The 12,748-nt window shown below is 44.1% G+C and carries 8 protein-coding genes; 5 read left to right on the top strand and 3 right to left on the bottom strand.

The features are described 5' to 3' along the window. Positions 1–894 precede the first annotated feature (894 nt). Positions 895–2,613 (top strand): bicarbonate transporter BicA, encoded by a 1,719-nt coding sequence (gene bicA, locus FIS9605_RS0117560; protein WP_026733772.1) that lies wholly within the window; start codon positions 895–897, stop codon positions 2,611–2,613. A gap of 251 nt (positions 2,614–2,864) precedes the next feature. Further along, positions 2,865–4,271 (top strand): cation:proton antiporter, encoded by a 1,407-nt coding sequence (locus FIS9605_RS0117555; RefSeq protein WP_026733771.1) that lies wholly within the window; start codon positions 2,865–2,867, stop codon positions 4,269–4,271. Between the two features lie 860 nt (positions 4,272–5,131). Here FIS9605_RS0117555 and glpD read toward each other — a convergent pair. Both glpD and FIS9605_RS0117540 read right to left on the bottom strand, forming a co-directional pair. After that, positions 5,132–6,802 (bottom strand): glycerol-3-phosphate dehydrogenase, encoded by a 1,671-nt coding sequence (glpD, locus tag FIS9605_RS0117550; protein ID WP_026733770.1) that lies wholly within the window; start codon positions 6,800–6,802, stop codon positions 5,132–5,134. An 874-nt stretch (positions 6,803–7,676) separates the two neighbouring features. Then, entirely contained in the window at positions 7,677–9,698 is a 2,022-nt protein-coding gene (locus tag FIS9605_RS0117540) for a S8 family serine peptidase (RefSeq protein WP_026733769.1), read from the bottom strand. Positions 9,699–9,846: 148 nt separating this feature from the next. On the opposite strand from FIS9605_RS0117540, the gene FIS9605_RS46640 reads away from it, so the two are divergent. Beyond that, complete coding sequence (locus FIS9605_RS46640; RefSeq protein ID WP_197036073.1) at positions 9,847–9,993, top strand: hypothetical protein; 147 nt, start codon at positions 9,847–9,849, stop codon at positions 9,991–9,993. 16 nt (positions 9,994–10,009) lie between these two features. Here the strand turns inward: FIS9605_RS46640 and FIS9605_RS42775 are convergent, their stop codons facing one another. Continuing rightward, positions 10,010–10,159 (bottom strand): hypothetical protein, encoded by a 150-nt coding sequence (locus FIS9605_RS42775; protein WP_155960451.1) that lies wholly within the window; start codon positions 10,157–10,159, stop codon positions 10,010–10,012. Between the two features lie 78 nt (positions 10,160–10,237). Here FIS9605_RS42775 and FIS9605_RS0117535 point away from each other — a divergent pair, with 78 nt between their 5' ends. Then, complete coding sequence (locus FIS9605_RS0117535) at positions 10,238–11,680, top strand: cytochrome ubiquinol oxidase subunit I (protein WP_026733768.1); 1,443 nt, start codon at positions 10,238–10,240, stop codon at positions 11,678–11,680. An 8-nt stretch (positions 11,681–11,688) separates the two neighbouring features. Beyond that, positions 11,689–12,702, top strand: coding sequence for a cytochrome d ubiquinol oxidase subunit II (gene cydB, locus FIS9605_RS0117530; protein WP_026733767.1), 1,014 nt, complete (start codon positions 11,689–11,691; stop codon positions 12,700–12,702). Positions 12,703–12,748 lie beyond the last annotated feature (46 nt).

The following is a 12,748-nucleotide window of genomic DNA, read 5'->3' as shown; positions in this document are numbered from 1 at the left end:
CTTTAAGCATTTTTCAACCTGGTAACGATAATTAGAGCCTCTGCCTCTTGTTGAATCGTGCAAGATATCAGTTTGTGGATGTAAACGACTAAAATTCTTCACTCATTGATTGCAAGCAATAGATATCATAGAAATTAAGTGATGCATTATCAACTTAAGTCATAATTCTTTACGATACATAAAGTATTGCTTATCCAACCTATCTAATATTTATTTAATAATTGCTGCCTGCGAATTAACTTTTTAGGCAGTAAAAGCTGTATTCTATTTTTAACAAGGCAAATACGTTTTTTGCATAACTTAGGGTTTCCTGTACCGGAAGTCAGCAATGCTTACTGATTGATGGTTGCGGTAGTCTGCTTTTTGTAAAGCTAGACTTACGATGATACACCCTTTACATATTTGAGTACGCGATGATGGCGCAAGAATTAATTTTTGCTTGCACTGCTTTGCGTTGCTTTCAAAGATTTCAATTCTCCATTTGAAAACTTGAGGACTAAAATTTTGCAACCAAATCTTTTTCAAAAATAATTACTTAACAGTCTTGCTGACTACCAAAGTCAATGTATAACAAGGGCTGTTGCGGAAACAACTTAAATATATAAATCTTTTTTTACAGCCCTTGAATCACACTTTTGTTGTCAGCATTAGCCTAAAACAAGCACTGTAAACTACCGAGAAAAACAGGTATTTTACCTGAATGCAGATGTAGCTCGGCTAGCTATTGTTTGATCGCATTACTAACTAAAATCAAACATAGCACGATCGCAGTTGAGTATATCCAGCAAATTTCTTGGGTTTACTATAAGGCAAGTGCATGTTTTGGCGCAGTTGAATACTGAATAAAGGCTGGAAGTTTGTTAATCTACAGTTTTGTTGTCATCTACCCCACTCATGCAAATAACTAATACCATCCATTTCCGAAATCTGCGCGGCGATATATTTGGTGGTGTAACTGCTGCCATTGTTTCCTTACCACTGGCGTTAGCATTCGGTGTCGCCTCTGGTGCTGGCCCGGTGGCTGGTCTTTACGGTGCTGTCTGTGTCGGCTTTTTTGCAGCGCTATTTGGTGGTACGCCGACTCTAATTTCTGAACCAACCGGGCCAATGACTGTGGTTATGACCGGCATTGTCACTTCGATGACGGCAAATAACCCGGAGAACGGCTTAGCAATGGCATTCACCGTCGTCATGCTAGCGGGGATATTTCAAATCCTCTTCGGAATCTTTCGGTTGGGTAAATACATTACCCTCATGCCCTACAGTGTGATTTCAGGCTTTATGTCTGGAATTGGAGTAATTTTGATTATCCTTCAGATTGCTCCTTTTTTAGGACAGCCTAATCCTAAAGGTGGGGTACTCGGTATGGTGCAAAACCTGCCCCAGCTTTTCGCAAATATCAATCCCATCGAAACCATTTTGGGAGTGTTGACGTTGGCAATTATTTTCTTAATGCCATCGAAACTGAAGCGCATCGCTCCCCCACAACTGGTAGCATTGATTGTCGGTACTGTAGTTTCTCTGGTTTTCTTCGGGAATGCAGAGATCAGACGCATTGGCGAAATCCCAATGGGACTGCCACAATTGCAAATGCCCACCTTTACTGTCTCCCAAATGACCGTGATGGTCATTGATGGTGCAATGTTGGGGTTGCTGGGATGTATCGATACTTTGCTAACAGCGGTGATTGCAGACAGCTTAACTCGTACCGAACATAAATCAGACAAAGAATTGATTGGTCAGGGTATTGGCAATTTGGTTTCTGGTATATGCGGTGGATTACCTGGTGCTGGTGCAACGATGGGAACCGTGGTCAACATTCAAACAGGAGCTACAACCGCTGTATCTGGTCTAACTCGTGCTTTAATTCTGTTGGTGGTAGTTTTGTGGGCTGCTAATTTTACAGAGCCTATTCCGATGGCAGTTTTAGCAGCGATCGCTCTCAAGGTCGGTATTGACATTCTCGACTGGAGTTTCCTTAAACGCGCTCACAATGTATCCCTCAAGGGTGCATTAATCATGTACGGCGTGATGTTCCTGACGGTATTTGTTGACTTGATTGTTGCCGTTGGTGTAGGGGTATTCATTGCCAATATTTTGACAATCGAACGTCTTTCTAACTTGCAATCTGAGGAAGTCAAGACTATTACCGATACCGATGATGCAATTGTTTTGAACGAACAAGAAAAGCAACTGCTAGATCAAGCCAATGGTCGGGTGCTGCTATTCTACTTGAGTGGGCCGATGATTTTTGGAGTTTCTAAAGCGATCGCCCGCGAACATTCAGCGATGAAGGATGCTGATGTGCTGATTCTCGATTTAAGCGATGTGCCTTTGTTGGGAGTTACCGCCTCACTGGCAATTGAGAATGCGATCAAAGAAGCCGTTGAGAAAGGCCGTCAAGTATTTATTGTCGGTGCAACTGGCAAAATTAAGCGACGGTTGGAACGCTTCGGAATTTTGCAACTCTTACCCCCTCATCACCTTGTGATGGATCGTACAGAAGCACTTAGACAAGCAGTTACTTTAGTGAACGGTTACGTAGTTGAGGCGAATGATTCTGCAAATACCAGGTATCCAGCCGATTTTGGTGACACTGCTGTAGTCCAGTAGTAAACTATCCCATTAGAACGTCGATTCAGTATTCAGAAATTGTCTTTATAGGTGAGACAAACTAGAGGGGAAGAGTGGGAGAACCGGAGGTGGGGAGATGAAAAGTCACGCATTCACGCATTCAAAAGTCAAAATTTTTGAATGCGTGAATGCGTGAATTCCGCGAAGCGGTTCACCTCATCCCCCCATCCCTCCTTGTCCTCTTAGAAAGTGACCAAGCCAAAGTACTAATCGCCACAGAGACGTAAAAAATGATTTTTACTGAACAAATCTGCATATCTTCTCTCAGTTCTTGGTTTCAGTTTCCTTTTTTAGCAACAGCAACTGAATCAGAATATGCTCCTGTTGTCCTCACCGGAGTACTGCTAAGTTTAGTTGTCATTTATCTTGCCAGTAAACTCGGTGGCGAGTTATCGAGGATGATGGACTTTCCCCCTGTGTTAGGGGAATTGGTTGGCGGAGTTATAGTAGGTGCTTCGGCTTTACATTTGCTGGTGTTTCCTGAAAGCGGAGCCAACGCTTCCGACTCGGTCATCATGACTGTGCTGCAATTTATTGACAATCTCAGCCCGGAAGCTGCAACATCAATCTTTCAAAGTCAAAGCGAAGCAATTTCTATTCTCGCCGAGTTGGGTGTAATCGTCCTTCTGTTTGAAATTGGTTTGGAGTCAGATTTACGGGAACTGAAGAAAGTTGGTTATCAAGCGGCAATTGTCGCATGTGTCGGTGTAGCGGTTCCTTTTGCGGCTGGTACTGCGGGACTAATGTTTTTCTTTCACACCCCAGCAATTCCCGCGATTTTTGCTGGTGCAGCCTTAACTGCTACCAGTATCGGCATTACCTCCAAAGTTTTGTCAGAACTTGGGCATCTCAAATCTAGAGAAGGTCAGATTATTGTCGGTGCTGCCGTTATTGATGATGTTCTGGGTATCATCGTCTTAGCAGTGGTGGCAAGTCTTGCCAAAACTGGTGAGGTAGACGTTTTTAACGTAATTTATTTGATTGTCAGCGCTACTGTTTTTCTGATCGGTTCAATTTTACTCGGTAAATTCTTCAATAAAACCTTTGTTACCATTGCCGATAAACTGCAAACACGCGGAAAACTTGTCATTCCTGCGTTTATCTTTGCATTCTTCATGGCTTTTATTGGCAACGCCATTCATTTAGAAGCGATTTTGGGTGCTTTCGCTGCCGGATTAGTTTTAGACGAAACCGACAAGCGCAAAGAATTAGATCAGCAGGTGATTCCTATTGCTGATATCTTAGTGCCGATTTTCTTTGTCACTGTCGGTGCGAGGGTTGATTTAGGTGTCCTCAATCCTGCTGTTCCTGAAAATCAGCAAGGATTAATTATTGCTATCTTCTTGGTGGTAGTGGCAATCATTGGCAAAGTAGTCACAGGTTGGTCAGTGTTTGGTCAACCCGGAATTAACCGCTTAGCTATTGGTGTTGGCATGATTCCACGGGGTGAAGTGGGTTTGGTGTTCCTTGGTATTGGTGCAGCTAGTGGTGCGATCGACAAACCTTTGCAAGCGGCAATTATCATCATGGTAATTCTCACGACCTTTTTAGCACCGCCTTTTTTGAGGGTTGCATTTAATAAACAGCCTGTGGAAGCCCAAGAGATAGTCGAACAAGTTGATGTGATTGGATCGTAAGCTTGATAGCGTAATGCACCGATAACCAGACCAATGGTGCATTACGGCTATCTTATGTAAAAGGGATTGGGGATTAGGGATTGGGGATTGGGTTTTCACGCGTAAAAATTTTCTGCACTACCAGCAGGCTAAATTTACTCTTATATCAAGTCCGGATAATCAATTTATGTTCCTACTGCGATCGCAACTATTAGGTAATACCCCAATCAATACCTTTCGGATTAGCACCTTTGATCTAGAGTTATAGCTAGGAAAAGGTTAAAGGGTAAGGGGAAAGGGTAAATATCTATCCCTTTCCCTTTTCCCTTTCCCCCTTAACCGAAAGGTATTGATACCCCAATTACCAATTACCAGCACGGGTAGATAGTATAAGTGTTCAAACGGACACGATCTTATTTGTCATTTTTTCATGTTAAAAATTCATTTAAAAATGACAAAAAATAACTGCAAAAAAATATCTTATACATCTCATACGTTCGCTGCTATATGCTCTGATATCCAGTTCTGGTAATGTTTTTAGGCGCTATTACAACAATTAACCCCGGTGTGGCCGGGGTTAATTTTTACCCAATTTCTTGGAGAGATTCCCTATTCCCGAATCTTCACTAGGTGATTATAGTGACGAGAGGAAACGTTCTTATCAACCCCAGTTCCGCTGGGGCTTTCTTATTAAAACACCGATTCTAGCCTCAAACTCTCATTTAGGCAATGAGCTTGCCAGCGATATCGACTTACTTTTTAATACAGCTATCAGCTTTTCAATCCGAATATTTTGTGCAAAAAGGGAAACTTTCTGAGATGAAAATGCCAGCTTGTGAAGCGGGTGCGGGAGTTTAGGGGAAATTGGGGCGACTGATTCTTTAACTTTGCTCACTTAGCGCGTAATCGGGAATGCAATTTTGTTGGATGTAAGTATGATAATCCTTGATTTGGCGATCGCAATCCTGGGTGCTCCAGCCGCAGTGTTTAGCCAGTATTTCGGTCATCACAGGCAGCAAGTCCAAGCCATAATGACTAAGCATTGCCAAGCTCGTGCGGCGGCGGGCAATATCTACCAGCGTCCGTGCTAACTCTGAGTTTACAGCATAGACAATCTGGGCTTTAATATCTGGTAATTCAGGGGCGATCGCTTCGGCTAAATCAGATGACTTATCTGTCAAAGCTAAAACCTCTACAGCTTTTGCCCCATAGATTGAAAATAAGTGATGAATTGAAGTTGGTGGGATAACATCGCTATAGTCATCAAGGGCTTTCTTTAGGCGAGGATCGTTGGGTAATATGGCTCCGGGTAGGGGTTTCTGCTTTGTTGGGCAAACAGGAGCTTGAGAACCTAATTTTCGGTAGACTGCATCAACTATTTCTTCGCCAACTTGGCGATAAGTTGTAAGTTTACCGCCAATCAAAGAAATGAGATTAACAATCCCTTCTTTGGTATGATCGTAAAGGATATGCTTGCGAGTTATTTTCCCAGGTTGCTTACTCTCTTCCCAAGGTAAAGGACGAACACCAGAGTAAGTAAATTTCACATCCTGACGAGACAACCGAGCGATGGGAATAATGCGATTGGTTTCAGTTAATAGATAGTCAATCTCACTGTTATCAGCCTTGATTTGGTCAAGATTGCCGTGAAAGCGCTTATCTGTGGTTCCAATTAGGTATTTACCTAGCCAAGGCACGATAAAGAAGGGACGACCATCGGTTTTGGCTTCCACATACAGTGCAGTCATGGGTGCGCCAACAAAGGGATCGACGATGATATGGCTACCCTTGGTAGCACCGATTTTTTTACTCTCACTGCTGCTTGGTGTCGATCCATCTGGAGTAATCGACTCTAAAATTTGGTCTACCCAAGGGCCAGACGTATTTACAACCACAGTGCGCGAGTTCAGTTTCACAGTTACTTCCTCGCCAGTGAAGCAATCAGAACAGGTAAGAGCAGCAATCCTATTGTTCTGCTGATGCAGTTGCTTCACTTTCACGTAGTTCAGCACCGTTGCTCCTGCTTCTTGCGCTGCGAGGATGTTCTCCAGGCACAACCTCTCAGCATAAGCCACTTGACAATCATAGTATTGAGCACCACCGCGCAACTCCTCAAAATCCAGGTCAGGAAATAACAGCTGAAACTTCCGCTTGGGTAGCATTCTGTGAGACAATAGGGTTTTATCGAAGCTCAAAATATCGTAGAGAACCATCCCAGCTTGGATTTTCCTGTAAGGACGAGAGTGATCGCCATAAATCGGAATTGTCAGCAGCAGCGGTTTTACCAAGTGAGGTGCTATGTGCAAGAGAATTTCTCGCTCTCGCAAAGATTCACGCACCAGGTCAAATTCAAAAGATTCTAAATAGCGCAACCCGCCATGAATTAGCCGTGTTGACCAGCTTGTCGAGCCGCTGCTAAAGTCGTTCTTCTCAATCAAGAGCGTTTTGAGTCCCCGCAGCGCTGCATCCCGTGCAGCACCAGCGCCATTGATGCCACCACCAATTACTACTAAATCATAAGTATTATTACTGACAACCTGCAAATTATTCATAATAAAAATCAATTCGGTGCTGGGGCGTGATTGTTTTAAGGCAACAGTAGCGCTAGATGTAGTTCACATGTAAGTGCGATCGCTTTTTTATGATGATAACGACCACAGATAAACAATAAATAAAAGTTTTTCCTCTGCCTCCCCCCTCTTGGATGCTGTTGGCGAATAGTGGGTCTGACTCCTCGTTAGCACACAAAGACGAAAAATCTTCAATGAGGGGCAAGACCCCCTATTCGCCAGCGGTATCCTTGAAGAAGTCGGGGATCTGGCTGTTTCAAGCTTATTGTAGGTGTCGCTATCTAATTTGTTTGCGATCGCGTTTCCAAATTTTTGTACAAAAACAGGTTTCCGACTCAAAAACTTGATTTCCGACTCAAAAACTTGATTTCCGACTCAAAAACTTGATTTCCGACTCAAAAACTTGATTTACACGGCTGAAAGCACAAAAATTAAGATTTTCGGGATTTTATTAGGTTTAAATTCCCTACGGGACGATACACGAACGTTTAAACCTAACATTATCACTGCTCCAAAATCGCTTTGATTTCTTTCATCATCTGTGCAATCTGTCTGAAAGTCTCAGATCCCCTGCTTCTGGTAAGGATGTTGTTGGCAAATGGTGGGTCTGACCCCCAGCCCACAAATTGGTTTAATTGGTTTGTACCAGACGCGAAATTTTGCGTCTGGTACATCTAGTGGAATGACGAAAAATTTTCAATGAGGGGTAATACCCCTGATTCGCCAGTTGTATCCTCTTGTAGGGGGAATGAAGGGGGTACACACGGATAATCTATCTGTGTTTATCTGTGTGTATCTGTGGTCGATTTCCAAAACATGATTTTTGCCTGCTGTTTTAATTTACATCAGACGTAATTTAGAGAGAAGTTCGCACAACCAATGCGTAAGATTGTGGATATAGAACTCGATAGGCACGCACCAATATCTCAACCTTCCCAGCAGGTATATCGCTCCAAATAATCTGTTCGACATTATTTAGCCGATCAAACTCTGTTGATGTCGGTGGTATATTTCCATGTCGTTCCTGACCATCCGCAGTTCGCACAATCAAATCCAAATCACTCTGAAGTGCCTCGCCGGGGTAATCAGTCCATACTAACGTGACCTTGAGATGAGAGATGGATTCACTGAGTTCTACTTCAGTTTTTTCCTCTTCGCCAGTATCAAGTTCTGTGTTTTCGTCTTTAAAGATAACCTGTTCATTCTCGCCCCTTGGCCCTACAGTTGCTGCTAAATCAACCCGACCAAATCCTTCCGCAAAGTTGGGAATCTCTCCCGCTTCAGAAGGAACGTATTGACCTGAGATATCTTTTGATCCGTTGATCAGCATTGCCTTGACAAGAGCTGCACTAGGCTGGTGGCTATGTTGAGCGAGAAAATACTCTCTTACGACCGCCGCGCAGCCTGCTACCAAAGGTGTAGCCATGCTGGTTCCCGCCGAAAAAGTATAGAGGCGGTCTGTGGATGTGCCAAAGAACGAATTGGGTCTTGCATCTCGCGAAGCTGCCGAGAGAATAGCTGTTCCAGGAGCGACAATATCTGGCTTAATGCGCTGATTTTGAGTCGGCCCTCGGCTGCTGAAAGCGGCTAAACCTTCCGGGTTATCAGACCATCCATCAGAGGCGATGGGATCGACTGTATAGCGACCCAAGGTTCTATATGGTTTCGATTGGTCTGGTCTTTGATTTTCTGTGGCTCCAACTGTGATACAATTTTTTGCCGTTCCAGGTGAACCGATACTGCCGTTATCGATGACCCCATTGCCATCTCTGTCAATACCTTCGTTACCTGCTGCAAAGCAGATGACCATATCTCGATGAGTCCAAACGAATTGGTCTACTTGTCGAGATGATGTATCGTATAGCCCGCGTGTTGGAGCCCCCCAGGAATTTGTATGAACGCGAACTCCATCATTCTCGTAAGGTACTTTGAATAAGTCGTTCAAATCGCTGGGAAGTCCTCCTAATCCTCCCCGCCGATCCAGAACAGACTGAAGCACTAGCTTAGCTTTTGGGGCTGTTCCCTGAATTGAACCGCCCATAGTTGGCGAGTTACCATCCCCAAGAACCGAACCAGCTACATGAGTACCGTGTCCATTCGGATCGTTAGCAGTCGATCGCCCCAAAGGGTAAAGCTTGAGGACTTTGTTTGTGAACGCCGGATGAACGTCTGTGGTTGAACCTTTGTCGAAACCAGTGTCGGCTACTGCGACAACTTGACCAGCTCCTTGAAGATTGGCTGTAGTGTGAGTTTTATCAGCATTGATAACTCCTATTGCCACGTTATTAAAAAGCTGCCGGGGAACAAACTCTTCAATGTGTCGCACTTCATCGATGTTTGCTAGTTCCTCAAGATACTGGGGTTGAACGGTGAGTCTCACCGAATTGCCACTAAATTGCAGATCTTCAGGGTTGAGTCTAGCAGCAGCAGCAACGCGATCGCGCAGATCCTCGTCTATAGAAACATTATTATGAAATACGACTGTTACTTGTTTTGGCTGTTGGGCAATGACTCTGTCCACACTGCCGAGAGCCAGTAAATTTGTTGTGTTTCTAGTTGGTGTAGCAGTACGTAGTTGAGGTGCGATTTTGAAGCCTTCTAAATAGACGTTCGCCCACTCGACGAACGGCAGATCTCGGATAGCATTGAGATTAGCGGGTTCGTAACGACAGATATAGGTATTTTCTGGCACGAACTCTAATATTTCAGCCCCTAAAGCTGCTAGCTGATTTTTCTGGTCTCGGTTGAGCGGTTGAGTTGTTTGGACGAGAATATAATTTGACTGGGAACTGTCGGGACTAATAAGACCAGTAGCATTCATCACGCTTCTTTGGGCTTCTGGATCGAGCGATATACCGTTGATAGTGATTTTAGTCATATATTAGAACTTAAGTATTGACAAAAAATTAATGATGTGTATTTATCCCGAAATGATGCGAAACCCTACCAACTGGTAGGCTTAAATTTAAGCATGAGAGCTTTCCTTCTGTATTGCTGATTGGTGTGAACAAAACAAATTATGCACTTTGGGGAGAAAAATAGAAAAAAAGCCAAAAATCTTTATAAAACTGAATTTTCGCCAAGAATTAGCAAACAGCGAAGCCAGAGTCTTGCAGGTGCGATCGCCTGACGCAACTATCTCTTTCGTAAAAGGGATTGGGGAAGAACTATAACAAGGCTCTTTCCCAATCACCAATCACCAATCACCAGTCCCCAGTAAAGCTCACGTGCATCGCGACCAGTTGAATGTGGAATACAAATAAATCCAATATCTGCGATCGCCTTCCCCGATTTTAACGACATCAAGTCATACATTAAAAATTTGTAAAGGTTTGTCACGCTCAAGAGTATTCACTGCTTATGTAGTGGGTGACGATCCTGACACATAAGCTGTTCAAGCAGTGAAGGGAAGTATTTATGGAATTTTTGTCTGACACAGTGGTGCTATCGCGCATGCAGTTTGCGCTCACAGCTATATTCCATATGCTTTGGCCTGTGCTGAGTACAGGTATGGCAATCTATCTAGCCATTGTTGAGGGAATATGGCTAAAGACCCGCAATCCAGATTACTATTACCATGCCCGCTTTTGGTCAAAACTCTATCTGCTTAATTTTGGCGTTGGCGTAGCTACGGGTATCCCGATGGAGTTTCAGTTTGGCACAAACTGGGCACCGTTTTCCGAAGCTGTTGGTAATTTTTTTGGCAGTGTGATTGGCTTTGAGGCTTCCTGGGCATTTATGCTAGAAGCTGCTTTTTTAGGCATTATGGTGTTTGGCTGGGAGCGAGTTAATCCGATCATTCACTTTGTTTCTACTATTCTGGTTGCAGTCGGTGCCAACCTATCAACTTTGTGGATTTTGACGGCAAGTTCCTGGATGCAAACACCTACGGGTGGAGAAATGGTAAATGGAAAATTTGTCGTTCACGATTATTTTCAAGCGATTTTCAATCCGTTCATGGCGGTTAGTGTGTCGCATATGTTTATTGCCACACTGGAGACTTCACTGTTTGTAATTGGTGGAATAAGTGCCTGGTACATTCTCAACAATCGTCAGCCAGCCTTCTTTTCTAAAGCTTTGAAGATTGCCTTAGCAGCAGCGATCGCAGTTGCCCCATTGCAGATATACATTGGGCATTTAAGTGCCGAACAAGTGTATTACTATCAACCTTCAAAACTGGCAGCAATGGAAGCCCAGTGGGACACAATCCCGGCTGGTCAATCTGCCAATTGGAGTATTGTGGCATTGCCTAACGAAAAAACAGAAAAGAATGACTGGGAAATTGCCATCCCCAATGCCTTAGGATACCTTTTGGAACTCAAACAACAGCTATCGGCACCTGTGCGTGGGTTAAAGGAGTGGAAACCGGAGGATCGCCCTCATTTAGTCGGTCTAATTTACTATTCTTTCCGTATCATGGTGGGTATTGGCTTCTTATTGGCAGGGTTAATGCTCTGGAGTACCCTACAGTGGCTACGTGGTAAACTCTCGGCGGAAAATATCGCCCAACAGCGTTGGTTGATGCGTGCCTGGATTTTTGCGGCTCCTTTAGGATATATCGCAGTAGATTCGGGTTGGATTGTGCGCTGTGTAGGACGTCAACCTTGGACAGTCTATGGGCTACTCCGCACAGCCGATTCAGCCTCCCATGTACCCGCTACCAATGTTCTCGTGTCTTTAACTGCCTTTGCCGTAACTTACAGCATTTTGTTTATTGGTTACTTGTACTTTGGTAGCCGCATTATCCGCAGGGGCCCCAGGCTAGACCTGCCCATACCGGGTGTGGAAACCAAACCCGCTGTAGATACGACTCCTGGTGAATTTGTTCCAGATGAGCGTCCCGTAGAAGCACAGCAATAGGAGGTTATATGGAGACGCTAAGTTATTTTCTGCCACAGGTTTGGTTCGGCATTTTAGCCCTTTTCCTTTTTCTCTATGTCATGCTGGATGGGTTTGACTTAGGGGTGGGAATCTTGTCCCTGACAGCTTCCACCGAAGAACGCCGTGGCATTTTGATGACCAGCTTGAGTAACGTTTGGGATGCTAACGAAACCTGGTTAGTTCTCATGGGAGGCGGTTTGTTTGGAGCATTTCCCCTCGCCTATGCCACAATCCTCAATGCCTTATACATCCCAATCATCTTGATGGTGTTTGGGCTGATTTTTCGTGCCGTAGCATTTGAGTTTCGCGAACAAGCCCAACGTAAATTATTTTGGAACTTTGCCTTTGGCGCGGGGAGTTTTCTGGCAGCATTGGGTCAAGGATTTGCCCTTGGCGGTGTACTGAAGGGAATTCAGGTAAATGAAGCAGGTCAGTTTATTGGTACGACTTGGGATTGGTTAAGTTGGCAGACTGTATTGGTGGCTTTGACGCTGATTCAAGGTTACGTCCTGATTGGTTCAACTTACTTGATTTGGAAAACTACAGGCGAATTGCAGGAAACCCACTATAAAACAGCCAAAATTGCGGCTGTAACAACGTTAATCGGAGCCATTTTGATTACGATTGGAACTCCGATATTTTATGAGTACGCCAGAGAGCGTTTGTTTCATCGTCCGCAAGTTTACATTTTTGCGCTGATTCCGTTACTGGGAGTTTTATTCATTTCGCTACTAATTAGAAGTCTGTTTCGCAAACGAGAAAGAGCGCCTTTTATCTGGACAATTCTGCTGTTTTTGCTCACGTTCGTTGGGTTGGCAATGGTTGTGTTCCCCTACATCATTCCTACTCAAATCACTATTTATGAAGCCGCCGCCGATCCCAGTGCGCTTGTCTTCATGATTATTTTCATTGGTGCGTTGATTCCCGTGATGTTGTTCTACAACATCTATCAGTACATTGTCTTCCGGGGTAAGGTGACTGGCGGACACTATGGGGAATAATTAACAAGAGTTTTTGATGCAGCAATTTTCATTTTACTTGGTGTCT

Source organism: Fischerella sp. PCC 9605 (assembly GCF_000517105.1).
In the GTDB taxonomy this organism is placed as follows: domain Bacteria; phylum Cyanobacteriota; class Cyanobacteriia; order Cyanobacteriales; family Nostocaceae; genus PCC9605.
The sequence above is the reverse complement of the archived record's forward strand: the minus strand, read 5'-3'. Positions and strand labels throughout refer to the sequence as shown.